Origin of the sequence: Polynucleobacter campilacus, from assembly GCF_002206625.1 — a bacterium.
Classification (GTDB): Bacteria; Pseudomonadota; Gammaproteobacteria; order Burkholderiales; family Burkholderiaceae; genus Polynucleobacter; species Polynucleobacter campilacus.
Window position 1 is genome coordinate 122,038 of the sequence record NZ_NGUP01000004.1, and the last position, 26,035, is coordinate 148,072.

The following is a 26,035-nucleotide window of genomic DNA, read 5'->3' on the forward strand; positions in this document are numbered from 1 at the left end:
ACCCGCCAAATCAGCCCTGGATTCAGCCAGTGCAGCCTCCAGTTCGCATTCACGTAAATATTGATATTGCTCCTGGCTCATCACCACATACTTCACCTGTCCACGCACGGATACAGGCGCTTCTAGCCAAGCCCTTAGTCCAAGAAGAAATGTTTGGGCGCATGGATACACCAGCCCTCTATCGTGAAACTGAAGCTGATGCCAAGAAAAAATACCCTGGACTCTTTGGCTTCTTCTGGCATAACTGTCGCCTCATTAAAGAGATTGAAGCACTAGAGCATCGCTCACGTCGTCCTGACGTCTTAGTAGATGATGAGCTACTTTTTGCCTTCTATGAGTCACGCATTCCGAAAGCGGTCTGTAATCGCGAAGGGCTCAAAGCTTGGTTTAAGAAAGAACCCAATCTAGATAGCCAGTTACGACTGGAAAAAGTAGACTTGATGCGCCATGAGGCCGCTGGCATTACGGTCGACCGTTATCCCAAAAAAATGATGGTGGGTGGAGCGGAGCTAAACCTGACTTACCACTTTGAGCCTGGTAGCCCAAAAGACGGAGTGACTCTAGTAGTGCCGCTCACACAACTTAATCAAGTCGATGGCCGCCGTTGTGAGTGGCTGGTGCCAGGCATGTGCGAAGAGAAGGTATTACTACTACTCAAATCCTTGCCACAAAAACTGCGCCGTCATTGTGTGCCGCTACCTGACTATGCAAAGTCATTCCTAGAGCGCCAGTTAGATGAAAAACAATTTGGTGTCGGCGACTTTTTAGATTGCTTGATGAGCGATATTCGTAAAGAGCGTGGTTTAGAAATAAAGCGTACTGACTTTAGACCTGAATCACTTCCTCTGCATTCATCAATGAACTTCAGACTCATTGATGAGCATGGCCGCCAACTTGAAATCGAGAGAAATCTCGCGCGCCTTCGTGCCGAGTATGGAGAAACTGCCCGCAGTGCTTTCCAGGCAATCGCCCAAGAGACAGCTCAAGTGGAGTTTGGGCTTGAGCCTTCTAAGACAGCCAGCACTCAATCTAATCAGAAGGCCCGTTCAGTTGAGCAGGGTGGTTATCGCTCCTGGGAGTTTGGCGAGTTACCAGAAACCCTAGAGATTCAAAAAGGCAATAAAACTTTATTCGGTTACCCCGCATTGGTTGACCGGGGGGACTACTGTGATCTCGAAGTCTTTGATGATTTGCTGGAAGCCAGAAAACAGCATCACCTGGGGTTACGCCGACTATTTGCTCTCAGCAATAAGGACACTCTCAAAGCATTGCAAAAACAATTGCCTGGTATTCGAGAATTAGGATTGCTCTTTATTAATATTGGTTCGGTAGAGGGATTAATCGAGCAAATCCTCAATCTGGCATTAGAGCGTGCATTTATGAGTGAGCCACTTCCAGTCAGCGCGGAGCAATTTACAGAACGCTTGCAAGCTGGCAAACCCCGATTGGCACTAATCGCTCAAGAGATCTCACGCCATGCCTTAAATGCATTGCAAGCTCATGCTGATTTACAAAAGAAGATGGCGAGCGCAAAAGCATCCTCAACGACAGCCTATGCAGATATGCAAACCCAAATGCAAGCGTTGATCTTTCCTCAGTTTGTTGCCCAAATTCCCTATGGCCAGCTTGTGCATTTGCCGCGCTATCTCAAAGCGATTGCTATGAGAATCGATAAGCTGCGCTCTAACCCCAGTCGTGATGCGCAATGTCAAAAAGATTGGGAGTCTGTTGCAAGACCTTGGCAAAAATTATTACAAGGAGGCAAGGGATCTACCTCCTATGCCATGACCGAGGATCAAGCTTTGCAGGATTTCCGGTGGCAGCTGGAGGAGTTGAGGGTGGCTTTATATGCTCAAGAGCTCAAAACACCCACCCCAATGTCCCTAAAGCGACTTGAAAAGGTTTTAGCTAGCCTGCGCTAGGTCAAATCCATCAGGTCTTAGAGGTCTTTAATCTAGCCTTGATTGCTTACAATAGCGGAATGCATACATTTATCACGATTAGAGGTTTTCGCAATATTGCGACTACCTTCATATTGACCCTATTCTCAGCAAACCACTTTGCCATTGCGCAAACAGCTGCCACAACAAATTCTGCGGCTAATCAGCCAAAACTGGCGGTGATTCTCAATTCGGGTGAGGCAACAGTGAGTTTGATTGATATGCCAAGCCGTCAGGTGATTAAAACCATTCCTGTTGGTAAAGAGCCCCATCATCTGATGTTGACTCCAGATGAAAAAACATTATTGATTGCCAATGCTGTAGGCAATGATGTGGTGTTGATGAATCCAAGCACTGGTGAATTAACCGGCAGAATTCCGAACATCATTGATCCTTACCAAATTGGGTATTCACCAAATCACAAATGGTTTGTAGCAAACGGAAATCGTTTAGACCGTGTAGATATTTATGCAGCCAATGGCGCCGATCTCAAGCTGGCTAAAACAGTGAAGTTAGCCAAGACACCAAGTCATATTGCATTTACAGCAGATAGCAAAATTGCCTTCATCACATTGCAAGATTCCAATGAGCTTGCAGCAATTGATCTAGAAACACAAAGTGTGCTGTGGGTGATGCCCACAGGCAAGGTCCCTGCTGGCTTGTGGATGACACCAGGTGATCAGTATGTATTGGTGGGCATTACTGGCGAAGACTTTGTTCAGGTGATTGATTGGAAGGCGCGTAAAGAAGTCAAGCGCATCATCACAGGTAAGGGCGCCCATAACTTCCGTCCATTAGGCGATAAGAAGCATGTATTTGTCACTAACCGTATTGCTTCCTCTATTAGTCTGATCAATATGCAAACTCTGGAGAAGGTTGGCGATATCACAGGCCTGCCTGCGGGTCCAGATGATATGGAAATTACTCCAGATGGCAAAACCTTGTGGGTTACCTTACGCTTTGCCAAAAAAGTTGGTGTGATTGATATCCCCTCCATGAAATTAATGACAGTGATTCCAGTGGGCAAATCTCCGCATGGTGTGTTCTTTTACCCCAGAGCTTCCTGGGAATAATTATTCGCCATGAGGTACAGGCAACTTATTCATCTCATAGCCGCACTAGTCATTGGCAGTCTGCCATTCGCTGCTAACGCCCAAACAGCCAGCTGTGATAAAACGGTTTACCTGACATTTGATACTGGTAATATGGCAGTTGCTGAAAAAGTGGCTGAGATACTCAAGCGCCAAGATGTCAAAGCAACTTTTTTCCTCTCTAATGAAAAGACCTTCCGGGGTGATTTTGCTTTGGACGACTCCTGGAAAGTCTTTTGGCAAGAGCGGCTTAAAGAAGGACACCACTTTGGTAGTCATACCTACGACCACACTTATTTAGTCAAAGATGGGCCCCAAGGCGAAGTCTTTGTGAAGCCTCAGTTTGGGTCTAAGGCCGGTATGACGCTGCTTTATAACGAAGCATCTATGTGCAAAGAGATTCGTCGGGTAGATCTTCGTTTTGCAGAGTTAACGGGTCAGCCATTGCAAAAGATCTGGCGCGCTCCTGGTGGCAAAACCTCACCAAACTTGATTCGGATGGGGGATATGTGCGGCTATCAACACTTTGGCTGGTCCCCAGCAGGGTTTTTAGGTGATGAGCTGAACTCTGATAAGCATCCCAATAGCACTCTTTTGCAAAAAGCCAGTCGAGAGATCAGGGATGGCGATATTACGATGGCTCACCTCGGTATTTGGTCCAGAAAGGACCCTTGGGCTCCAGCCGTATTGGAGCAGCTCATCATTAATCTCAAGAGTCGCGGCTTTTGCTTTGGGATATTGCCCAAGGCAAACAAAAATTTGGCAAATCAGTCAAAATAAAGCATGGACTTGAACTCAATCACTTCAGCAATTTCCAGCGCTTACGGTAGCGTTCAGGAGTTTTTGTTTGCCAAAATTGTCGGGCCACTTCTGTATCAATTTGACTTGATGTCTTGGGCAGAAGACATATTTGATGGTATCGATTGGTTTTTATTTGGCTGTATTCAGATTTTTCTGATCATTGTTGTGCTCAGAGTCTGGGAGCGCGTAGCCCCTGCAGAGACTCAAGAGCGTTTTGCGAAGAGCAGTAGAGCAGACGTGATCTATACCTTATTTCATCGACTGGGTATTTTTCATGGTCTGATCTTCATTGCTTTGTCGGGTTTCTTTTTTCAGATGGATGCCATCTTGCATGATTTCCGCTTTGAACGTCTAAATGTGGAGTCTTGGTGGCCAGAGGTTACTTCAATACCGCTAGTCAGTTTTTTAGTCTATTTGGTTCTGCTAGATCTCGTAGGCTATCTCTATCATCGCGCCTCACATACAGTGCATTGGTGGTGGCAGTTGCATGCCTTGCATCATAGCCAAACCGTCATGACCGCTTGGTCAGACAACCGCAATCACATCCTAGATGACATCATGGATGCAGCAGTGACGGCATTTTTTGCACTTCTATTTGGGGTATCCCCAGGGCAATTTATTATTCTCATTGCATTGAGTCAATTTATTCAAAGCTGGCAACATGCCAATATCAAGGTCCATCTAGGTAAGGCGCAATATCTTTTGGTATCACCCATGTTTCATCGTATGCACCACGCAGTAGGGTATGGCCATGAAGCACAAGGCAAGCCTGGCGTATTGGGCGGTTGCAATTTTGGTATTTTGTTTCCCTGGTGGGACATGCTGTTTAAAACAGCCATATTCCCGAAAGAGGTCTATCCTACAGGTGTCAGAAACTTGGTCGTATCGCACAGTGTCTTTGCTCAACAATGGCAAGGCTTGCTACGTGCAGTGAAAGAGCTTAGGCCAAAGTAAATCAACGAAGTTAATCAATGAAGTAAGGCATACGAGTTGGTATGTAATAGGAGTTTTATGACTGGACTGCCACAAGTATTTAAATCATTTGGATTGGCTCTAGTTGGGACGATGCATCCAAGAATGCTGTGGCTTAGCTTGCGGCCATTCTTGATCGTATCGCTTCTCTGGGGTTGTCTTATCTGGCTGACATGGACGCCCGCACTCGCAGTACTCAGTGAGTTTCTAACCAATTCCCTATTTACGAATTGGATTCAAGAGGGTTTGATCTGGGCTGGCTTTGAAAATGCGAGAGCTTGGATTGCGCCTTTGTTTTTTGTCATGCTGATTATTCCGCTCATCACTATTAGTTTGTTGGTATTCATTGCCTTTTCAACGGTACCTACTATTGTGAAGATTGTGGTCAGACAAGCGCACTATCAAGATTTAGAGTGCAAGCGGGGTGGCGGTTTATGGGGTAGTCTCATTTACTCCTTATGGTCGGCGCTCATCTGTCTTGTATTGGTCATGCTGACATTGCCAGTGTGGTGGGTCCCGCCATTAGTAGCGGTATTGCCGCCATTGCTCTGGGGATGGCTGACGATGCGCCTCATGTCTTATGATGTACTTGCTAAACACGCCAGCGTAGAAGAGCGTGATCAGTTATTGGAAAAATTTCGCTGGCCTTTGCTCTGTATGGGCATCGCCTCCGGAATGCTGGGTGCAGTACCCACATTCTTCTGGGCTACATCAGCATTGGCCTTAGTCCTGTTTCCGATCGTCAGCTTTGTTGCTCTCTGGGTTTATTCTTTAATCTTTGTATTTGCGGGTCTTTGGTTTAGCCACTTCTTATTAGATGTTCTCAAAGAGTTGCGCCAAGAAGAGTTAAATCAAGCATTGACATTACAAGCGCGTGAAGTTGAAACGGAAATTCCGTATTAAGACTAATAAGATGGCTAATGAGATGGTTGATGCAATTAAAAAAGTTGAAATAGACTCACTACACAATACGCCAAGTGCAGCGCAACGCCGCTTTGGTCTGATTGTGATTGGTGATGAGATTCTATCGGGTCGTCGTCAAGATAAACACATGGCCACATTGATCGAGCTACTCAATGAGCGTGGTCTAAGCCTCGCATGGGCGAAGTATGTAGCTGATGATCCCAAGCAGATTACTGCAACACTCAAAGAAAGTTTTGCAAGTGGTGATGTGGTGTTTAGTACTGGTGGTATCGGTGCGACACCTGATGATCACACCCGTCAATGCGCTGCGTTAGCGCTAGGGACCAAAACGCAATTACACCCTACTGCGCAAGAATTGATTGCTGGCCGCATTCAGTCAACGGCAGAAGGCGATCCCATCAAAGCAGATTTAAATACGCCAGAGAATCAACATCGCTTCAAGATGGGAGAGTTCCCCATTGGTAGTGACATCATTCCCAATCCTTACAACCAGATTCCGGGCTTTCGAATCAAAGAGCATCACTTTGTTCCTGGCTTTCCAGTCATGGCAGCACCCATGATGGCTTGGTGCCTAGATACGCACTACAAAGACCTCTTTCACCAAGAGAACTGGGCAGAGCAGAGCTTCATTGTTCCTAAGGGTATTGAGTCGGCCTTAACTCCTTTAATGGAACGTATCGAGGCTAATTTTCCAGGGGTCAAGGTCTTCAGTCTGCCTTCCGTTGGTGATGCTGGAAAGGGAGGAGTCTATGCCCAGCGCCACATCGAGTTAGGAATCAAGGGCAATGCCAACCTGTTAGACAGTGCCTGGCTTGCACTCAGAACGGGCACCCAAGAACTGGGCTATGAAATTCACGATATTAAGTAGGTAGTAAAACCCTCTATTTGCACCAAATATGTGCAAATAGAGGGTTTTTAGGCTTCCCAGGTCTAAATCGAGCACTTTAATAGTGCAATAATAAGCGTTCCCATTTGTTTGCTTCAGTAAATTACATACATCCATTAGGCATGTTTGATGCCTGGAATAAACAAGGGTGTATGCCTTAGGTTTGAATTCCGAATTTAGTTAATAGAGGAGATTTGCATGACGAAGACCGTCGCTGATGTGATGAAGTTAGTTAAAGAGAAAGAATGTACTTTCGTTGATTTCCGCTTTGTAGATACAAAGGGTAAAGAACAGCACACGACAGTTCCAATCTCTGCCTTTGATGAAGATAAATTTGAGAGCGGTCATGCATTTGACGGCTCTTCTATTGCTGGTTGGAAGGGTATTGAAGCTTCTGATATGTTGCTCAAACCAGATCCAACAGCCGCTTATATCGATCCATTCTATGAAGAGCCAACTTTGGTGTTGACTTGCGATGTGATCGAGCCAGCTGACGGTAAGGGTTATGACCGCGATCCACGCTCTATTGCAAAACGTGCTGAAGCTTATTTGAAGAGCACTGGTTTAGGTGATGCTGCTTACTTCGGCCCGGAGCCAGAGTTCTTTATTTTTGATGGTGTTCGTTGGGGCGCCGATATGCAAGGTTGCTTCGTGAAGATTGATTCTGAAGAAGCTCCATGGTCATCTGGTGCAGAAATCGAAGGTGGTAACACTGGTCACCGTCCAGGTAAAAAAGGCGGTTACTTCCCAGTCGCTCCAGTAGATACATTCCAGGACATGCGCTCTGAAATGTGTTTAATTCTTGAATCACTTGGCATTCCAGTAGAAGTGCATCACCATGAAGTTGCTGGCCAAGGCCAAAACGAATTGGGTACTAAGTTCAGCACACTCACACAACGTGCTGACTGGACTATTTGGCAGAAATACGTTGTTCATAACGTAGCTCACGCTTACGGAAAGACAGCAACCTTTATGCCTAAGCCAGTAGTTGGCGATAACGGTTCTGGTATGCACGTTCACCAGTCTGTTTGGAAGAATGGCGAAAACTTGTTTGCTGGTAACGGCTACGCAGGATTGTCAGAGTTTGCTCTGTTCTACATCGGTGGCATCATCAAGCACGCTAAGGCATTGAATGCGATTACTAACCCAGGCACAAACTCATATAAGCGTTTAGTTCCAGGATTTGAGGCTCCAGTAAAGTTGGCCTACTCAGCACGTAACCGTTCTGCTTCTATCCGTATTCCGCACGTTCCAAGTCCTAAGGGTCGTCGTATTGAGACTCGCTTCCCAGATCCATTGGCTAACCCATACCTCTGCTTCTCTGCTTTGTTGATGGCTGGTTTGGATGGCGTGCAGAACAAGATTCATCCGGGTGAAGCTGCTGACAAGAACTTGTATGACTTGCCACCAGAAGAAGATGCAAAGATCCCAACGGTTTGCGCAAGCTTAGAAGAAGCCCTGGATGCCTTGAAGAAAGACCACGAGTTCTTGACTCGCGGTGGAGTATTTACTGAGTCTATGCTCGATGCCTATATCAATTTGAAGATGGAAGATGTCACACGTTTCCGTATGACAACTCATCCAATCGAATTTGATATGTACTACTCCCTGTAAGCGAAGGAGAGAGATTGAGCGCAGGTCTGTTGCGCAATTCGTTCAAGGGAGCAGCTACGGCTGCTCCTTTTTTTCCGACATTGCTTGATCAGATGCCCAATGCCATCGTGGTATTTGAGGCGGAGACCCAACAATTGGTCTATGTGAACCCAGCTGCAGAGTCGGCGCTGGATCTATCGCGTAAATCACTTGAGGGTCAGTCTGTGCATGACTTATTTGGTGATACGGGCGCCTTGAGTGGCATGATTTCAGAGGTGAAGCTTGGCCATGTTTCCGCTCAACGTCAAGAAATGGTTTTACATTCCTTGCCAGGCAGCATCCATCAAGACTCTATCCAGGCGCACGTAGTCGTCGCTGCATTAGATGACCCAGATCTCATTCTGATGGAGTGGTTTCCAATCGATCAGCAGTTGCGCAGTGAGCGCGATGAGCGTGTTACACAGCAAGTGGAAGCCAATAAGCAATTAATGCGCAACCTAGCCCATGAGATTAAAAATCCTTTGGGTGGCATCCGTGGGGCAGCTCAGCTATTGGAGTTTGAGTTGCCTGAAAAAGGTTTGCGTGAGTACACGCAGGTCATTATTAAAGAGTCCGATCGTTTGCAGGACTTAGTAGATCGTCTCTTGGCACCACATCGTAAGGCTCATTTGATTGAGGCATTTAATGTGCATGAAGCACTTGAGCGGGTTCGTAGTCTGGTATTGGCGGAGTTTCCAAAGGGTCTGAAAATTATCCGCAATTACGACACCAGTCTTCCAGATGTGATGGGTGATCGTGAGCAATTGATTCAGGCGACCCTGAATATTGTGCACAACGCTGCGCAGGCCCTATCTGAAGAGATTAGTCAAGGCATTGCTCAAATCGAACTCAAAACCCGTGTGGCACGTTCGGTCACGATCGCAAAGCAACGTTATAAATTGGCGATGGATTTACACGTGATCGATAACGGACCTGGTATTCCAGAAGAAATCATTGAGCGCATCTTCTTTCCCTTGGTATCAGGAAGAGAAGGGGGTAGTGGCTTAGGCCTCACTCTGGCACAGACCTTTGTGCAACAACATCAGGGCTTTATTGCTTGCGATAGTCGCCCTGGGCGTACCGATTTCCATATTCAAATTCCATACCGTAGGCAGGAGAGAACATCATGAAACCAATTTGGATCGTCGATGATGACCAATCAATACGCTGGGTGCTAGAAAAAGCCTTGGCGCGAGAGAATATCCCGCATAAGAGTTTCTCTAATCCTAACGATGTCCTCAATGCGCTCGAGAAAGAAGCTCCTCAGGTGTTGATCTCAGATATTCGGATGCCTCGCGGGAATGGCTTGGACTTGCTACAGCATGTCAAATCAAGTCATCCCAATCTACCCGTCATTATCATGACTGCCTACTCTGATCTTGACTCTGCAGTTTCCTCATTTCAGGGTGGTGCGTTTGAGTATCTCACCAAACCGTTTGATGTCGAGAAAGCCGTTGAGTTAATTCATCGGGCAATAGAGCAGGGTATTCGCAATGATTCAGGAGCAAAGGAGCTATCCACCTGGAGACAAGATGCTTCTGAAATTATTGGCCAAGCGCCTGCGATGCAAGAAATCTTTCGTGCGATTGGTCGCTTAGCTCAGTCTCATGCAACCGTACTGATCACTGGCGAGTCTGGCACTGGTAAAGAGTTAGTAGCGCATGCATTGCATAAACACAGTCCCAGAGCCAAGGGACCATTTGTATCACTGAGTACTTCAGCCGTCCCTAAAGATCTACTCGAATCAGAATTATTTGGTCATGAGCGTGGTGCCTTCCCAGGCGCACAGACCTTGCGTCGTGGTCGCTTTGAGCAGGCCGATGGTGGCACTTTATTCTTAGGTGAAATTGGCGACTTACCATTTGATTTGCAAACTCGACTCTTGCGTGTTTTAACTGATGGGCACTTCTACCGCATTGGTGGTCAAGATCCCATCAAAGCGAATGTTCGCATTATTGCCTCAACCCACCAAAACCTAGATAGTAGAGTTGCAGCAGGTTTTTTCCGGGAAGATTTATTGCATCGCTTGAATGTCATGCGTTTGCGCATGCCTTCACTGCGTGAGCGTAGTGAAGATATTCCGATGCTGGCAAGACACTTTATGCTCAGTTGCGCTAAGTCATTAGGCGTTGAGCCCAAGAAGCTTTCTGATGAGGTATTAAAAGAGATGACAGCGATGCCATTTCCAGGCAACGTTCGTCAGTTAGAGAACTTATGTCATTGGCTGACAGTTATGACGCCTGCAAATATCATCGGCGTTAGTGATTTACCTTCAGACATCATGGCGCAAGCTGGTGAGCAGCCTGTCATATTGCATGGCGAATCTGCCCCCACAAACCCAGCTGCTGCAAAATCGGCTGCAGGTGATTGGGAAAACGGGCTTGGGCGCTTAGCCACCAAAATGCTACAGGATGGTGATAAAGAGGTTTACGATGCGCTATGCTCGCGGTTTGAGAAAGCAGTGTTGCAAGCCGCGCTGGAAGTAACGCGTGGTCGAAGGGTTGAGGCAGCACAACGCCTTGGCATCGGACGCAATACGATTACACGTAAATTGCAGGAACTGGGGATAGATGACTGATTCAATTCGAATTGCGGCGTGGAATGTCAATTCCTTAAAGGTTCGCCTTCCACACGTACTTCGTTGGTTGCAAGATCAGGAAAAAAAGCATCAGCCGATTGATGCCTTGTGCCTGCAAGAACTCAAGCTCACGGATGATAAGTATCCCCATCAAGAGCTAGAGGCGGCGGGCTATCTTAGCATCGCCGCAGGGCAAAAGACTTATAACGGGGTTGCCATCATTGTGCGTAAAGCTGCTTTAGCAGCAATTGCCTCTGATACAGCCACAACCTTTCTAAAGCCCACCAGAAATATTCCCGGGAATGATGATGAGCAGCAGCGCATCCTTGCCGCTACTATTCCGTTTGCAGGAACAAAACCTATTAGACTGGTCTCAGCTTACTTTCCAAATGGACAATCACCCGATAGTGATAAGTTTGTTTACAAACTAGATTGGTTAAACAAACTACATACTTGGTTAACAGAAGAGCTAGAGCAAAACCAACGCTTAGCACTTCTCGGTGATTACAATATTGCGCCAGAAGATCAGGATGTGCACGACCCTAAAGCGTGGGAAGGGCAGAACCTAGTTTCACCACCAGAAAGAAACGCTTTCCAAGACTTAATCAATCTTGGTTTATCTGATTCCTTCAGAATGTTTGAGCAAGCGCCCAAAACTTATAGTTGGTGGGACTACCGCATGATGGGTTTCAGAAGAAATGCCGGCATGCGCATTGATCACATTCTATTAAGTGAAGCCCTTAAAGAAAAATGCAGCGCCAGCATAGTCGATAAGGAGCCTAGAACCTGGGAGCAGCCTTCTGATCATGCGCCTGTGATAGCTGTTATTCAGAAAAATTAGACAAAAGATTGACTGTTACATCCTCCAAAGCATGAAATCGCTTTTTGTCTTAAGATTACGCATTATTAAGAAATGATCTTTTTAGGGAATCAATATGTTTGCTAAAACAACAGTCAGCGTTCTTGCCCTTGGCATAGTCATCGTGGGCTTACTGCAATTTTTTGACGATGGCAGTTATCTCGTCTTCGTCCTTGGCATGGTAGTTTATTTCTTGGCGACTATTTCTGATTCTATTTGCAAAAGAATAGGCAAATAAACCCTTCCATCTTGGGTGGGCTGCGCTATTTAAGCTAGCCCACCATGTCGCAGTAAAGCATCAATACTCGGCTCTCTTCCACGGAAGGCTTTAAAGGATTCAGCAGCAGGGCGACTACCGCCCACCTCCAGAATTTCTTCTCTATATCGAGTTCCAGTCTTAGCATCCAGCACGCTCCCGGTCAGTTTTGCTGCTTCCTCAAATGCAGAGTAAGCATCTGCAGAGAGAACTTCAGCCCATTTATAGCTGTAGTAACCAGCGGCATAGCCACCAGCAAAGATGTGACTGAAAGAATTAATCCAACGAGAGATTTCAGGCTGTGGAATGATGTTGTATTGATTCGCAATACTTCTTGAAACCTCAAGCACTGCATGACCATTAGCGCCTTTCGCATCAAAACTCGAATGTAAGCGCCAATCGGTTAATGACATCACAATTTGACGCAAAGTTGCTAAACCATTCTGGAAGTTCTTGGCGGCCAGAATTTTGTCAAAGAGCTCGCGCGGTAATGGCTTACCAGTTTGCGCATGAGCTGTCATTTTCTCGAGCACTTCCCATTCCCAGCAGAAGTTTTCCATAAATTGACTTGGCAATTCAACCGCATCCCATTCAACACCATTGATACCTGAAACTCCTAAGGCGCTCACCTGGGTGAGGAGATGATGCAGGCCATGACCACTTTCATGAAAGAGGGTAATCACATCATCATGAGTAATCGTAGGCTGGCGCAATATCCCATCCACTGTTACTGGAGGAGCAAAGTTGCACACGAGATAGGCTACTGGTATCTGGATTTCTCCATTGGCTAGTTCTCTACGACCACGAGCGTCATCCATCCAGGCGCCACCACGTTTACCAGGGCGTGCATAGGGATCTAGATAGAAATAAGCCCGTATTTTTCCAGCCAGGTCTTTCACAGCAAAAGACTGCACATCCGCATGCCAAGTCGGTAAGTCAGCAGCTTCAATCTTGACACCAAAGAGTGTCTGAATCACTTTAAATAAGCCATCTAATACTTTGGGTAATGGGAAATACTGCTTGAGTTCATTTTCGGAGAAGGAGTAGCGCGCTTGCTTTAAACGCTCAGCGGCAAACGGAATATCCCAAGGCTCAAGGCCATCTACAAATCCAAGCTCCGCCTTTGCGAACTCATACAGTTCTTCCCAATCCTTCTGGGCAAATGGTTTTGATTTAAGCGCAAAGTTCGTTAAGAAGAGATCAACTTCGTCAACGGTGTTAGCCATCTTAGGAGCCAAACTGAGTGCTGCGTAATTGGCGAATCCCAGCATGCGCGCTTCTTCATCTCGCAGGCGCAATTGCTCCAACATATTCTGAGTGTTATCCCAATCGAGTTTACTTTTGGTGTATTGAGGTGCTAGCTCTGATGAGCGCGTGACATAGGCCTGATACATCAGACGACGTAGCCCCCGATTTTCAGAATATTGCATGACTGGATAGTAGGAGGGGAAGTGCAAGGTGAATGCCCAGCCTTGGAGATTCTTTTGCTGCGCGGTATCGGCTGCTGCAGCGATGGCATCCTCTGGTAAGCCAGCAAGATCTTCCTTATCACTTACTAGATGAACAAAGCCATCAGTTGCATCTAAGACATGATCTGAAAATGCCTTGCCTAGAACGGCTTGCTTATCTTGAATGGCAGAAAAGCGTGGTTTATCAGCGTCACTGAGTTCGGCACCACCCAAACGAAAATCTCGTAGCGAGTTTTCAATCACCTTCTTTTGTGCACGATTGAGCTTTGCAAAGTCAGAACTATTTTTGAGTGCTTTAAATTTCTGATAGAGCGCTAAGTTTTGCCCAAGGCTAGAAAAGAATGCAGTGACCTCAGGTAGCATCTCTCCATAAGCGGCCCTTAATTCAGGTGTATCGGCAACACTGTTAAGGTGGGAGATCACCCCCCAAGATCTTCCTAGTGCCTCGGTCGCATCTTCTAGAGGCTCAGCCAACGCATCCCAGCTCGACGGTGTTTTTGGATCCGTTGCTGTATCTAAAGCAGCTTGTGCATGCTTCAGTAGAAACTGAATGGCAGGAGTAATGTGCTCGGGCTTTACTTCTGAGTAGGCAGCGATGCCACGACCAAAAGTCAGGAGCGGATTATTTTGTAATTCGGAAGGTAGGGCTAGGGGTGATAGTAGGGATGTAGTCATACCCTCTAGCTTAATGGATCTAGGGCTTGGCTGCTTTTTCTGCCGCTTCTAAAGTATTCATGAGCAGCATGGTAATAGTCATTGGGCCGACACCGCCCGGTACAGGGGTGATCCAGCCAGCGATATATTTAGCGGCGTCAAAGTCCACATCGCCACAGAGCTTACCATCTGGCAGGCGGTTGATGCCAACATCGATCACGACAGAACCAGTTTTCACCATATCGCCAGCAATCATCTTGTGTTTGCCAGTGGCCACCACCAGAATGTCAGCATCTTTAGTATGGTGAGCTAAATCACGGGTCTTGCTATTACAAATAGTCACCGTTGCACCAGCTTGCAATAGGAGCATGGCCATCGGTTTGCCCACAATATTAGAAGCGCCCACAATCACAGCGCGGGCACCCCGAATCGGGTAATCAATACTCTCTAAGAGTTTCATACAGCCATAAGGAGTACAAGGCTTGAACTCTGGCTGGCCAACCATTAAAGCGCCAGCGTTAGCAACGTGAAAACCATCTACATCTTTTTGGGGGGCAATGGCCTCAAGCACACGCTCAGCAGCAATATGCTCAGGTAGCGGTAATTGCACTAGGATGCCATGAATGGATGGGTCTGCATTAAGGGTTGCAATGCGAGCAAGTAATTCTTCTTCACCCAGCTCAGCAGAATAGCGCTCTAATACCGAATGAAAACCCACATCCTCACAGGCCTTCACTTTATTGCGGACATACACTTGGCTAGCAGGATTTTCACCAACCACGATGACTGCTAAGCCAGGACGAACGCCCTTAGCAGTAACAATTGCACCACGCGCTGCAATTTCAGTACGAATTTTTTTAGAGAGGGCAACGCCATCTAGTAATTGGGCAGGCATGAGAAATTAATTCGGCTGTGGATCTGAGAGCGCCAAACGTAGAAGATCGGCTACGGTATTGACGTTGAGCTTTTCCATAATATTAGCGCGGTGGGCTTCAACTGTCTTAATAGAGATACCAAGATCATCGGCAATTTGCTTATTGAGACGACCAGCAACGATACGCTCTAATACTTGACGCTCACGACCAGTCAGCTTGCTCAGTAAACTCTGCGTCACTTTTCGTTGACTTGCTTGTGAGTACTCCACTCTCGCTTTAGCAAACATGCGATCGACCAAACTACAGAGATCATTTTCTTTAAAAGGCTTCTCAATAAAGTCTACTGCGCCACGTTTCATGGTGGAGACTGCCATTGAGACATCACCGTGACCAGTAATAAAGGCTACTGGCATTGGAAAGTTTTCACTAGTTAAACGCTCTTGGAGTTCAAGGCCAGACATCCCCGGCATACGAACATCTAAGATTGCACAAGAGATAGTCGACTTATCAGTGCTTTGCAAAGACTGCAAGAAACGCTCAGCGCTGGCATGACAGCGAACTACATAACCATTGCTTTCTAAAAGCCATGTGAGTGAATCACGTACAGCCTCATCATCGTCAACGACATAAACGACTTCGGCTTGGTTTGGTTTGGCAGCAGCTAAGTTCATAAGGGGTCTCGCAAGGTCAATCTAAAAATAGGATTTATCCATTTTCCATTGAATCGGGGGATTCAAGGGGTAGGAGCATTGTAAAGGTGCAGCCGGCCAGTTTGGTGCGTTCGGAGTCCATTACATTCGATGCCCAAAGTCGCCCATGATGGGATTCAATAATGGAGCGGCAAATATTGAGTCCCATGCCCATTCCATCGGCTTTAGTGCTAAAAAAGGGCTCAAACATGCGTTCTAAGACGGATTCGGCAATGCCACCCCCAGAATCCGTTACCTGAATACGCATCATGGCAGGGAAGGTGCTGGTATCTAAATCGGCGCTAATCATGACCGGTGGCGCTGACCAACGGGAGGAGAGGGGATAGGCCTCACGCACGCTATCAAGGGCATTTTTTAGGAGATTCACCAGTATCTGCAGGATCAGTACAGGATCTACATTAACCTCGGGCAAATCATCTGCCAGTTGAGAGGTGATACTTAAGCGGTGGCGATGCGCTTCAATTTCTACAAGACCTACTGCGTCATCAATGATTGTTTTGATCGATGAGAATTTACGTTGAGGCTCACTGCGCTTCACAAATCCACGAATACGTTGAATGATGGTGCCGGCACGATGTGCTTGTTCAGATGCTTTTTCTAGAGCCGGCAAGATGTCTTTACTTAAAGAGGGATCAAGATTAGCCTCTAAGCGTTTTGCAACACCCATGCAGTAATTAGAGATGGCCGATAGGGGCTGATTTAATTCATGCGCAAGAGAGGACGCCATTTCACCCATCGTAGTCAGACGGCTTGTAAATTGCATACGCGCCTCTTGTTGGCGCGCCAAGTCATCTGCTTCTTTGCGAATCGTAATATCAGTAGCAATCAACAGTTGGGCTAAATGGCCATCTACCCAGGGTATAAAGCGACGACGTACCTCAAACCACTTATTACTGCCGTCATCCAATTGAACTTCTTCTGACTCTGCTTCCTGATATAAGAATGAGCTTGGAATGCCTGGTGTTGAGTCTTGTAGTTCCTCGGCAACATCGCGTAAGGTATCCAGATTGCTGGGATTACCAGCTAATTTAAAATGGCCTTGTGCATTGTCGCCAAAGTTCTCTCGATAGAAGCGATTGGCAAATAGAAGTTTGTCATTCTCAAGATCTACCACGGATACTGCTGCATCAAGCCCCTCAAGTACAGTAACAAAACGCTCTTGGGATACGGCAAGCTCTTCCCGAATCTTTTTTGGTTCCGAGATATCAATTAATGAAGTAATCCAACCCGTTTGAGTCCCTTTCTCATTAATCAAGGGAGCAATAAAGGTACGCGTTTCGATTTGCGATCCATCACGGCGCAAAATGGCACCCTCAATTCCTGTTTTTGATATGGCCTCAGATTCCAGGGCTTCATTCATTTTCTCGACCAGCTCCTCGCGCCTAGAGTCCGGCCAGAAAGGGAATGGTGGGGTTAGGCCAATAAGCTCTTTTGCGGACCAGCCAGTCATCTCGCAAAATGCGCGGTTCACATAAGTAATGCGCTTTTCCATGTCATGCGCCCTAATACCAACCGGCGTGGAATTTTCCATGGCATTACGAAAGTTCGTTTCTGTACGAAGGCTCGCTTCCGCTTCTTGGCGGACTTGCATTTGCTTTAAGACGGACCACAAACTCCAAATTACGAAGGCACATAATCCGAGCACAACGCCAATTAACATTCGGAAGGTGAGATTGGTGGGCGGGGGATAGGTATCAATCCGTAAAACTAAGTTCGGACTGAGAATGCCAATGTCTAAACTCGTCTGATTACTAAATGCGCGTTTTGGGGTGTTTCTATCAGATGAAATCGACAATACTCTTTCGTTGTCGGTGAGAAGGGTAAAGCGGTATTGGGCTTTGAGCTCTGCTGGCACAACATCCAAAACACCCTGAGCGGTATAGAGGGCAGCCAAATATCCAATAATCTCTCCGTCAACAATATTGGGCACTACCTGCCAAAAAACAGTTTTTCTTTCTTTTTCGAGTGGATCATTACTTGGAAGATTTAAGTTAATAAACTGACTAAACGATGCTCTGTTTGTGCTTCTACTGAGTTCGATTGCATTGTTCAATCCCTCATTGGCCGATTGGTCGTTTTGTGTTCTGTTAATCCAATCTGATTTGTTGTTACTTAAGGGGGCCGTCCATAGCCACTGATTTTTTGGATCAATCCAGATGATTTTGACAATTTCATGGTTGTTGTTGACCAAATCAACGGCTTGCTCGTAAGCAATTTTTCTCAGTCTTTCCTTATCCTCACTAGCCGCTAGCTCTCGATTAATGCTGACTAAGACATCAAAATTATTTACAAAGCGCAGTTGTATACGCTGCTTAGCTAAAGAGAGTTCTCTAAATAGAGCCGATTCTTGTTGGTTTTTTTCTTGTAATTGCAGAGTGCCCAAAATGACGCCCATCACTGCCGTAAAAATAACAATGGCAATGAGGGGGGTATATACGAGCCTAAATCCCCGGATTTTTCGGAGCCATTTGAATGGGCTAAGGAGTAATCTAAAAGAGACCGAAATTTTCATGAATGAGGCTTATTTTGCCTGATTGCTCTATTGAAAACGCCATTTCCTCTTTAATTTCAAGATCTTATTTGTAGTGCAATAAAATATCACATTATGAGAAATATTATCATTATGTGGAAAATTGCTTGTTTACCCCCGTATACCTTTTTAGAATATTGCCTATAAAGTGAACAATCAATTGCGAAGCACTCATTGGAGATAAGTTATGGCCGCAGTTCCAGAACAAGTATTAGGCAAACAGAATTCTCAGGACGTTGATCCTGGCGAAACTCAAGAATGGTTACAAGCCCTAGATGGCGTTATTCATAATGAGGGCCCTGAGCGCGCTGCTTATTTAATTGATCAACAAATTTCTCATGCCAGAGTGAATGGCGTTGTACAGCCATTTCATGCAGAGACTCCATATATCAATACGATTCCAGTAGAGAATCAAGCGCGCTTACCGGGCGATCAGAATGTTGAACACCGCATTCGTTCGTATACCCGTTGGAATGCAATGGCGATGGTTCTACGCGCGAACAAGGACACCAACGTTGGTGGACATATTTCTTCATTCCAGTCAGCAGCCACTTTGTATGACGTAGGCTTCAATCATTTTTGGCATGCGCCTTCACCAGAGCATGGCGGCGATCTCATTTTTGTTCAAGGCCACTCGGCCCCAGGTGTCTATGCACGCGCATATATGCTGGGACGGTTGTCTGGCGAGCAGCTAGATAACTTCCGCCAAGAGGTTGGGGGCAAGGGTATCTCCAGCTATCCACATCCATGGTTGATGCCAGACTTCTGGCAGTTCCCAACGGTATCGATGGGCTTAGGCCCGATCATGGCGATTTATCAAGCGCGCTTTATGCGCTACATGCAAGACCGTGGCTTTATTAAGAGTGAAGGTCGTAAAGTTTGGGCCTTCTTAGGTGATGGTGAAACCGATGAGCCAGAATCTTTGGGCGCGATTGGTATGGCTGGCCGTGAAAAACTGGATAACCTCATTTTTGTAGTCAACTGTAACTTGCAGCGTCTTGATGGACCAGTGCGCGGTAATGGCAGCATCATTCAAGAGCTCGAGGGCGAGTTCCGTGGTGCTGGCTGGAATGTCATCAAGGTGGTGTGGGGTGGTCAGTGGGATGCTTTATTTGCCCGTGATAAAAAAGGCATCTTGATGCAGCGCCTTGGGGAAATTGTGGACGGTCAGTATCAAACCATGAAGTCTAAGAATGGCGGCTATGTTCGCGAAACAGTATTTAATACTCCAGAATTAAAAGCCTTAGTGAGCGACTGGAGCGACGATGAGATTTGGCAACTGAATCGTGGTGGCCATGACCCGCATAAGGTGTATGCAGCATTTCATGCAGCGGTCAATCACAAAGATCAACCAACCGTTATCCTGGCTCACACCATTAAGGGTTATGGCATGGGTGGATCTGGTGAGGCGATGAACATTGCTCACCAAGCGAAGAAGATGAACGATGACGATGTACGTCGTTTCCGTGATCGTTTTGAGATCCCCGTAAAAGATGAAGATCTTGATGAGATGCCTTTGGTGAAATTTGCCGATGGTAGCTCTGAGCTAGAGTACATGAAGGCGCGTCGCCAAGAGTTAGGCGGTTATTTACCGCAGCGTCGTATGAAGGCAGAAAGTTTGCCTGTTCCTGCACTAGATGTATTTGCTCCGCTACTTGAGGCCACTGCAGAAGGTCGTGAGATTTCGACAACGATGGCATTTGTGCGTCTACTCAATACCGTTGTGCGCGATAAAGTTTTAGGAAAACGAGTAGTTCCGATTGTTCCCGATGAATCCCGTACCTTTGGCATGGAAGGCATGTTCCGTCAACTCGGTATCTGGAACCAATTAGGTCAGCTCTACACTCCTGAAGACCATGATCAATTGATGTTTTACAAAGAGGACAAGACGGGTCAAATTCTGCAAGAGGGCATCAATGAGGCGGGTGGTATATGCGATTGGATTGCAGCAGCAACGTCTTACTCTACCCATGGCGTACCGATGTTACCTTTCTACATCTTCTACTCGATGTTTGGTTTCCAACGTATTGGGGACCTAGCATGGGCAGCAGGCGACATGCGCAGCCGCGGTTTCTTGCTGGGCGGTACTGCTGGTAGAACAACGCTCAATGGTGAAGGCTTACAACACGAAGATGGCCATAGCCACCTGTGGAGTGGAGCAGTGCCAAACTGCATCAGTTACGACCCTACATTTGCATTTGAATTGGCGGTAGTGATTCAAGATGGTATGCGTCGTATGTTAGAGGTTCAGGAAGACGTGTATTACTACATCACCTTGATGAATGAAAACTACGCTCATCCAGGGATGCCAAAGGGTGCCGAGAAAGACATCATCAAAGGGATGTACAAGCTGAAGTCTGTGGGCGATGACAAAGCGAAGTTACGTGTTCAACTTCTCGGTTCAGGAACTATTTTCCGTGAAGTGATTGAGGCAGCAGAAATCTTACATAAAGACTGGGGTGTTGCCTCCGACTTGTGGGGTTGCCCAAGCTTTACTGAGTTAGGCAGAGATTGGAATACGGTTCACCGCGCCAACCTCTTAAACCCAACGGCAGCACCTTTACTTTCTCATGTAGAGAAGTGCTTAAAAGATACTTCAGGCCCAATCATTGCGGCTACTGACTACATACGTTTATTTGCTGAGCAGATTCGCCCAGCGATTCAGCATATTGGTCGTCGCTATGAAGTATTAGGTACAGATGGCTTTGGTCGTTCTGATACCCGTGAAAAACTGCGTGACTTCTTTGAGGTGGATCGTCGCTGGGTTGTGGTGACTGCCCTGAGATCTTTAGTAGATGCTGGTCAGATGGATCGCCAAAAACTAGCGGAAGCGATACAGAAGTATGGCATTGACACCACTAAACCAAACCCAATGACGGTTTAAAACGAGAAGAATTCATGAGCCAAACAATCGAAATCAAAGTGCCGGATATCGGCGACTACAAAGATATTCCGGTGATCGAGGTCTTGGTTAAGGCTGGTGATCGCGTTGAGAAAGAGCAATCGATCGTTGTGCTTGAGTCTGACAAAGCAACGATGGACGTTCCCTCATCGCACTCTGGTGTCGTAAAAGAAGTCAAAGTAAAGATTGGTGACAATCTTTCCCAAGGATCGGTGGTCATCATATTGGAAGAGACTGGCGCCTCAGCGGCCACTCCTGCTCAAGCTACCCCTACAGCATTAGTCCCGGCAAGTTCACCAGCAAATGCGGGCGGTTCTGCTATCGAAATCAAAGTCCCGGATATCGGCGACTATAAAGATGTACCCGTCATTGAAGTCTTGGTTAAAGCCGGCGATAAGGTTGAGAAAGAGCAATCGATTGTTGTGCTTGAGTCTGATAAAGCAACGATGGACGTTCCATCATCACACGCGGGTGTTGTGAAAGAAGTCAAGGTAAAGATTGGCGACAACCTTTCCGAAGGATCGGTAGTCTTAATTCTTCAAGCTGATTCATCTGGATCTGCAGCTACTCCAGCAGCAGCTCCAGTGGCACCGCCAACACCAGTAAGCAAACCTGCAGCAGTTGAGTCACCAGTTGTTCGTGCTCCAGCGCCTCCTCCAATATCGAACCCAGCCCCAGTGGTGGACGCATCTCTTAGTCATGCAAGTCCATCGGTGCGTAAATTCGCACGTGAACTGGGTGTGAGCGTTCAGCAGGTCAAAGGATCTGGTCCTAAGGGTCGCATTACCCAAGAGGACGTACAAGCATTTATTAAGGCCGCCATGAGTGGTGGCGCTGCTAGCCCCGCTGTAGCATCGAGTGGCGGAAGCTTGGGTGGTTTGAATCTGATTCCTTGGCCAAAAGTCGACTTTACCAAGTTTGGTGAGATTGAACGCCAACCATTAAATCGAATTAAGAAGTTAACTGCGGCAAATTTGGGTCGTAACTGGGTCATGATTCCGGCAGTGACGTATCACGAAGATGCAGATGTGACCGACTTAGAAGCATTTCGTGTCGAGACAAATAAAGACAATGAGAAGAGGGGCGCCAAGATTACGATGCTCGCTTTCTTAATGAAAGCTGCTGTAGCCGCCCTGAAGAAGTATCCAGAATTTAATAGCTCGCTTGATGGCGATGATTTGATATTGAAGAAGTACTTCAATATTGGATTTGCTGCAGATACGCCAACGGGCTTAGTAGTGCCGGTGATCAAAAATGTCGATAAAAAAGGTATCTTTGAAATTGCCAAAGAAACTTCTGAGCTGGCGGCATTGGCACGCGAGGGCAAGCTCAAGCCAGATCAAATGCAGGGCGCAAGTTTCACAATCTCCTCTTTGGGTGGTATTGGTGGAACTTACTTCTCACCCATCGTGAATGCTCCAGAGGTTGCAATCTTGGGCGTCAGCAAAGCTGCTATGAAACCAGTATGGGATGGCAAGCAATTTGTGCCCCGACTGATCTGTCCACTGTCTCTCTCAGCAGATCACCGCGTGATTGATGGTGCACTGGCTACCCGCTTCAATTTATATATTGCACAACTCTTAGCCGACTTCCGTCGCGCTACGCTGTAAGGGGGAATCGATGGCTAAGCAAATGATCCTCGTCCCTGATATTGGTGACTATTCTGATGTGCCAGTAATTGAAGTGCTAGTGAAGGTTGGTGACGTCGTTGAAAAAGAGCAGCCCTTATTAGTGCTCGAGTCTGATAAGGCAACCATGGAGATTCCAGCAGATGCTGCTGGAACGATTACTAGTATTGCAGTCAAACTAGGCGATAAGATTAGTAAGGGTTCTGTGATTGCGGAGATTGAGGCAAGTAGCGCTGCACCTGCAGTGCAATCTACAGCAACACCTCCACCAGCCCCAGCAAAAGCTGCAGCCCCACAAATGCCAGCACCAGTCGCTGGTCAATACAGTGGCAAAGTAGATCACGAGTGCGAAGTATTGGTACTTGGCGCTGGCCCTGGAGGCTATAGCGCTGCATTCCGAAGTGCCGATTTGGGTATGAATACCGTTTTAATTGAGCGTTACTCGACCTTAGGTGGCGTATGCCTTAACGTAGGTTGCATTCCATCTAAAGCATTGCTCCATACCACTTCAGTGATGGACGAAGTCAAAACGATGTCTAAGCATGGCATTACGTTTGGTGATCCAAAGATTGAGATTGATCAATTACGCGGTTACAAAGATTCTGTGATTGCAAAGTTAACGGGTGGTTTAGCGGGTATGGCTAAAGCACGGAAGGTAAAAACTGTTCGTGGCTTAGGCCGTTTCTTGGACGCTCATCACGTTGAAGTAGAAATAACTAGTGGTAGTGGTCAGGATCTCACGGGTCACAAAGAAGTGGTACGTTTTCAGAAGGCGATCATTGCAGCTGGTAGTCAGCCTGTGAAATTGCCATTCTTGCCAGATGATCCACGCATTGTGGATAGCACAGGTGCTTTATTACTCAAGAGTATCCCCAAAAGAATGCTCGTGATTGGTGGTGGCATTATTGGTTTAGAGATGGCTACGGTCTATAGCACACTCGGCTCACGTATTGATATCGCCGAGATGATGGATGGCCTGATGGCTGGCGCTGACAGAGATCTTGAAAAAGTCTGGGAGAAGTTCAATGCCGGACGTTTTGAAAAAATTATGCTCAAGACACGCGCTGCTAAGGCCGAGGTGAAGTCTGATGGTATCCAGGTGAGCTTTGAGGGCGAGAATGCACCTGCAGAACCGCAAATTTATGACTTAGTACTAGTTGCTGTTGGACGCACTCCAAATGGCAAGAAGATTGATGCTGGCAAAGCCGGCGTTCAAGTAGACGAGCGTGGCTTTATTGCGGCTGATAAACAGATGCGCACTAATGTGCCCAATATCTTTGCCATCGGCGACATTATTGGTCAGCCCATGTTGGCACACAAGGCTGTACATGAAGGTCACGTTGCGGCTGAAGTTGCGGCAGGACAGAAGTCTTATTTTGATGCGAAGCAGATTCCATCGGTTGCGTACACTGATCCAGAGGTAGCTTGGGCTGGCCTAACGGAAGAGCAGTGTAAGGCACAGGGTATTGCTTATGAAAAAGGCTTATTTCCATGGGCTGCTAGTGGACGCGCGATTGCTAATGGTCGCGATGAAGGTTTTACAAAACTTCTCTTTGATGCAACGACCCATCGGATTATCGGCGGCGGCATTGTAGGCACGCATGCTGGCGATTTAATTGGTGAAGTTTGCCTTGCAATTGAGATGGGTGCTGATGCTGTTGATATCGGTAAGACGATTCATCCGCATCCAACGCTGGGTGAGTCAGTTGGTCTGGCTGCAGAAGCAGCCCACGGCCATTGCACTGATTTACCACCAGTCAAAAAGAAGTCTTAAGTAAGAGATATTAACTAAGCTCCTGCAAAAAAGCCCTGATCACTCAGGGCTTTTAAATTCTTACTTCAAACTTACATCAATCTCATGTGATGAGGTTGATATTTAATTCTCGGATGCGCTCATCTACGTAATAACCACCGCATTCTGTATAACGGAGGTACTTGCATCCACAATGCTTACACTCATAGACGTCAGACTTGTTGTAGGGATGGAAAGCTGAAGAGATTGGAGCATCCTTGGACCATATATTGGTTCCCTTGGGGTGATACTCTTCCCAGCATTCTGGAGCGTCTTCGACTCTGAGGGTTCCTATGCACTCTAGGGCGTTAGTGATGAAGCCACCGGGGATGCTTTCCCAGCCTGCGCACGATAAAGATTGGCAATCAGCGCACTTGCTCTTTCCGTCAAAGGATTGGGCAAATCCAAGCAACATCTCTCGATCAACGGAATTGGTCATCTAGTGATAATTTGGGCAATCTGACGTGTTATTGCCAGAGTAAGGTATATTTTTACCAAAGAATAGATATTAGCGCATGTATGAAGACAGTGCGCCACAAAAATGGGGACTAAAAAATGAAAAAACAGTTATTGCTGCTTACACTTTCTTGCTGCTTACTATCTTCTGGGAATGTTTTGGCACAAAGTGCTTACCCCTGTGCGGTGGTTAAGTTTGTATCGCCATACCCACCTGGAGGTACGACCGATATTCTAGCTAGAATGCTGGCGCCCGGTTTAGCAAAGCAACTTGGTACAAATGTTGTGGTTGAGAATAAGGGTGGAGCAAGTAGCAATATTGGGACTGAATTTGTTGCTAACTCAGCTTCTGATGGTTGCACTCTATTGCTCGGAAATAATACTGGCATTGTGATTAACCAAAATTTGTATAAGTTGAGAATCAATCCATCCAAAGACTTGGCGGCGGTTGCAGAAGTAGCTTCTGTGCCTTTGGTGCTTTATGTAAATGCATCAGTACCTGCAAATACTGTCGGTGAGCTAGTAGAGCTTATTAAAAATAATCCTGGCAAATATAGTTATGCATCTGGCGGCAGTGGAAGTCCACAACATCTGATGGCAGAAATGCTGAAGCTTGAAAAGCAGCTAGACATGACGCATATACCCTACAGAGGGCAGGGACCAGCCATGGCTGATGTTATTGCTGGCCAAGTGCCCATTGCATTTGAGACAACGACAACTATTTCTGCGCAGATGGCATCAGGCCGTATTCGTGCGCTAGCAACAACGGGCTTAGTCCGACCTAAAAACTTTCCAAATATTCCTACTATGAAAGAGCTTGGGTATTCGAGCTTTGTTGTCGAGAATTGGTACGGCATTTTTGTTGCGGCTAAAACCCCATCTGTTTTGATTGCGCGATTAAATAAAGCATTTAATACCGTCATGAAGGAGTCGGAGGTTGCGGCAAGCCTGAATAAGATGGGCTCGAGTGATGTAGCGGGGACACCCGAGCAATTTACGCAATTTATTAATAAAGAAATTCCATATTGGGAGTCTTTAGTTAAGCGCACAGGCGCAACAGTAGATTAAAAATAAAAGAGG

20 protein-coding genes are annotated in these 26,035 nt (G+C 46.6%); 15 read left to right on the top strand and 5 right to left on the bottom strand.

The window, feature by feature from the left end:
* Positions 1-29 precede the first annotated feature (29 nt).
* The 11 genes from CBI31_RS08740 to CBI31_RS10355 all read left to right on the top strand — a co-directional run bounded on the left by CBI31_RS08740 (position 30) and on the right by CBI31_RS10355 (position 11,921).
* On the top strand, positions 30-1,922 hold the full coding sequence (locus tag CBI31_RS08740; protein ID WP_240553873.1) for a DUF3418 domain-containing protein: 1,893 nt from the start codon (positions 30-32) through the stop codon (positions 1,920-1,922).
* Between the two features lie 59 nt (positions 1,923-1,981).
* Positions 1,982-3,013 (top strand): YVTN family beta-propeller repeat protein, encoded by a 1,032-nt coding sequence (locus CBI31_RS08745; protein WP_088526025.1) that lies wholly within the window; start codon positions 1,982-1,984, stop codon positions 3,011-3,013.
* Positions 3,014-3,022: 9 nt separating this feature from the next.
* Entirely contained in the window at positions 3,023-3,811 is a 789-nt protein-coding gene (locus tag CBI31_RS08750; RefSeq protein WP_088526026.1) for a polysaccharide deacetylase family protein, read from the top strand.
* Between the two features lie 3 nt (positions 3,812-3,814).
* Positions 3,815-4,786, top strand: coding sequence for a sterol desaturase family protein (locus tag CBI31_RS08755; protein ID WP_088526027.1), 972 nt, complete (start codon positions 3,815-3,817; stop codon positions 4,784-4,786).
* A gap of 57 nt (positions 4,787-4,843) precedes the next feature.
* Positions 4,844-5,707: an EI24 domain-containing protein gene (locus tag CBI31_RS08760; protein WP_088526028.1), complete on the top strand. Its 864-nt coding sequence runs from the start codon at positions 4,844-4,846 to the stop codon at positions 5,705-5,707.
* A gap of 22 nt (positions 5,708-5,729) precedes the next feature.
* A complete protein-coding gene (locus CBI31_RS08765; protein ID WP_276207134.1) occupies positions 5,730-6,596 on the top strand; it encodes a competence/damage-inducible protein A in 867 nt (288 codons plus the stop codon).
* Between the two features lie 216 nt (positions 6,597-6,812).
* Positions 6,813-8,228 (top strand): type I glutamate--ammonia ligase, encoded by a 1,416-nt coding sequence (gene glnA / locus CBI31_RS08770; RefSeq protein ID WP_088526029.1) that lies wholly within the window; start codon positions 6,813-6,815, stop codon positions 8,226-8,228.
* A gap of 26 nt (positions 8,229-8,254) precedes the next feature.
* Positions 8,255-9,376, top strand: a complete 1,122-nt coding sequence (glnL, locus tag CBI31_RS08775; protein WP_420812079.1) for a nitrogen regulation protein NR(II) — start codon at positions 8,255-8,257, stop codon at positions 9,374-9,376.
* The gene (gene ntrC, locus CBI31_RS08780) at positions 9,373-10,824 is read left to right on the top strand and encodes a nitrogen regulation protein NR(I) (RefSeq protein WP_088526031.1); all 1,452 of its coding nucleotides are present in this window, start codon (positions 9,373-9,375) and stop codon (positions 10,822-10,824) included. The genes glnL and ntrC overlap by 4 nt, the downstream gene beginning before the upstream one ends.
* A complete protein-coding gene (gene xth, locus CBI31_RS08785; protein WP_206075481.1) occupies positions 10,817-11,665 on the top strand; it encodes an exodeoxyribonuclease III in 849 nt (282 codons plus the stop codon). The genes ntrC and xth overlap by 8 nt, the downstream gene beginning before the upstream one ends.
* Positions 11,666-11,759: 94 nt before the next feature.
* The gene (locus tag CBI31_RS10355; RefSeq protein ID WP_161491197.1) at positions 11,760-11,921 is read left to right on the top strand and encodes a hypothetical protein; all 162 of its coding nucleotides are present in this window, start codon (positions 11,760-11,762) and stop codon (positions 11,919-11,921) included.
* Positions 11,922-11,950: 29 nt separating this feature from the next.
* On the opposite strand, the gene CBI31_RS08790 is transcribed toward CBI31_RS10355, so the two are convergent.
* Genes CBI31_RS08790 through CBI31_RS08805 form a run of 4 tightly spaced genes read right to left on the bottom strand, consistent with a single transcriptional unit; the run spans position 11,951 to position 18,159 of the window.
* Entirely contained in the window at positions 11,951-14,083 is a 2,133-nt protein-coding gene (locus CBI31_RS08790) for a M3 family metallopeptidase (RefSeq protein WP_088526032.1), read from the bottom strand.
* 19 nt (positions 14,084-14,102) lie between these two features.
* Entirely contained in the window at positions 14,103-14,957 is an 855-nt protein-coding gene (gene folD / locus CBI31_RS08795; RefSeq protein ID WP_088526033.1) for a bifunctional methylenetetrahydrofolate dehydrogenase/methenyltetrahydrofolate cyclohydrolase FolD, read from the bottom strand.
* A 6-nt stretch (positions 14,958-14,963) separates the two neighbouring features.
* On the bottom strand, positions 14,964-15,608 hold the full coding sequence (locus CBI31_RS08800; RefSeq protein ID WP_088526034.1) for a response regulator transcription factor: 645 nt from the start codon (positions 15,606-15,608) through the stop codon (positions 14,964-14,966).
* Positions 15,609-15,642: 34 nt separating this feature from the next.
* Positions 15,643-18,159 carry a PAS domain-containing sensor histidine kinase gene (locus CBI31_RS08805; RefSeq protein ID WP_088526035.1) on the bottom strand — a complete coding sequence of 839 codons (2,517 nt, stop codon included), beginning with the start codon at positions 18,157-18,159 and terminating at the stop codon, positions 15,643-15,645.
* A gap of 205 nt (positions 18,160-18,364) precedes the next feature.
* Between CBI31_RS08805 and aceE the strand changes: the two genes are divergently transcribed.
* From aceE to lpdA, 3 genes are read left to right on the top strand one after another with little or no spacing between them, the layout of a single operon-like run.
* A complete protein-coding gene (gene aceE, locus CBI31_RS08810; RefSeq protein ID WP_088526036.1) occupies positions 18,365-21,061 on the top strand; it encodes a pyruvate dehydrogenase (acetyl-transferring), homodimeric type in 2,697 nt (898 codons plus the stop codon).
* A 14-nt stretch (positions 21,062-21,075) separates the two neighbouring features.
* Complete coding sequence (gene aceF / locus CBI31_RS08815; protein ID WP_088526037.1) at positions 21,076-22,689, top strand: dihydrolipoyllysine-residue acetyltransferase; 1,614 nt, start codon at positions 21,076-21,078, stop codon at positions 22,687-22,689.
* A 10-nt stretch (positions 22,690-22,699) separates the two neighbouring features.
* Positions 22,700-24,481, top strand: a complete 1,782-nt coding sequence (lpdA, locus tag CBI31_RS08820; RefSeq protein WP_088526038.1) for a dihydrolipoyl dehydrogenase — start codon at positions 22,700-22,702, stop codon at positions 24,479-24,481.
* 82 nt (positions 24,482-24,563) lie between these two features.
* On the opposite strand, the gene CBI31_RS08825 is transcribed toward lpdA, so the two are convergent.
* On the bottom strand, positions 24,564-24,938 hold the full coding sequence (locus CBI31_RS08825; protein ID WP_240553875.1) for a hypothetical protein: 375 nt from the start codon (positions 24,936-24,938) through the stop codon (positions 24,564-24,566).
* A 116-nt stretch (positions 24,939-25,054) separates the two neighbouring features.
* On the opposite strand from CBI31_RS08825, the gene CBI31_RS08830 reads away from it, so the two are divergent.
* Positions 25,055-26,023, top strand: coding sequence for a Bug family tripartite tricarboxylate transporter substrate binding protein (locus CBI31_RS08830; RefSeq protein WP_088526039.1), 969 nt, complete (start codon positions 25,055-25,057; stop codon positions 26,021-26,023).
* Positions 26,024-26,035 lie beyond the last annotated feature (12 nt).

Excerpts from the sequence above, each read along its gene's own strand:
- CBI31_RS08755 (WP_088526027.1), top strand. The coding sequence starts at position 3,815 with ATGGACTTGAACTCAATCACTTCAGCAATTTCCAGCGCTTACGGTAGC.
- CBI31_RS08825 (WP_240553875.1), bottom strand. The coding sequence starts at position 24,938 with ATGACCAATTCCGTTGATCGAGAGATGTTGCTTGGATTTGCCCAATCC.
- CBI31_RS08790 (WP_088526032.1), bottom strand. The coding sequence starts at position 14,083 with ATGACTACATCCCTACTATCACCCCTAGCCCTACCTTCCGAATTACAA.
- CBI31_RS08830 (WP_088526039.1), top strand. The coding sequence starts at position 25,055 with ATGAAAAAACAGTTATTGCTGCTTACACTTTCTTGCTGCTTACTATCT.
- CBI31_RS08745 (WP_088526025.1), top strand. The coding sequence starts at position 1,982 with ATGCATACATTTATCACGATTAGAGGTTTTCGCAATATTGCGACTACC.
- CBI31_RS10355 (WP_161491197.1), top strand. The coding sequence starts at position 11,760 with ATGTTTGCTAAAACAACAGTCAGCGTTCTTGCCCTTGGCATAGTCATC.
- aceE (WP_088526036.1), top strand. The coding sequence starts at position 18,365 with ATGGCCGCAGTTCCAGAACAAGTATTAGGCAAACAGAATTCTCAGGAC.
- CBI31_RS08805 (WP_088526035.1), bottom strand. The coding sequence starts at position 18,159 with ATGAAAATTTCGGTCTCTTTTAGATTACTCCTTAGCCCATTCAAATGG.
- CBI31_RS08750 (WP_088526026.1), top strand. The coding sequence starts at position 3,023 with ATGAGGTACAGGCAACTTATTCATCTCATAGCCGCACTAGTCATTGGC.
- CBI31_RS08765 (WP_276207134.1), top strand. The coding sequence starts at position 5,730 with ATGGTTGATGCAATTAAAAAAGTTGAAATAGACTCACTACACAATACG.
- glnA (WP_088526029.1), top strand. The coding sequence starts at position 6,813 with ATGACGAAGACCGTCGCTGATGTGATGAAGTTAGTTAAAGAGAAAGAA.
- xth (WP_206075481.1), top strand. The coding sequence starts at position 10,817 with ATGACTGATTCAATTCGAATTGCGGCGTGGAATGTCAATTCCTTAAAG.
- aceF (WP_088526037.1), top strand. The coding sequence starts at position 21,076 with ATGAGCCAAACAATCGAAATCAAAGTGCCGGATATCGGCGACTACAAA.
- lpdA (WP_088526038.1), top strand. The coding sequence starts at position 22,700 with ATGGCTAAGCAAATGATCCTCGTCCCTGATATTGGTGACTATTCTGAT.
- ntrC (WP_088526031.1), top strand. The coding sequence starts at position 9,373 with ATGAAACCAATTTGGATCGTCGATGATGACCAATCAATACGCTGGGTG.
- CBI31_RS08800 (WP_088526034.1), bottom strand. The coding sequence starts at position 15,608 with ATGAACTTAGCTGCTGCCAAACCAAACCAAGCCGAAGTCGTTTATGTC.
- CBI31_RS08760 (WP_088526028.1), top strand. The coding sequence starts at position 4,844 with ATGACTGGACTGCCACAAGTATTTAAATCATTTGGATTGGCTCTAGTT.
- folD (WP_088526033.1), bottom strand. The coding sequence starts at position 14,957 with ATGCCTGCCCAATTACTAGATGGCGTTGCCCTCTCTAAAAAAATTCGT.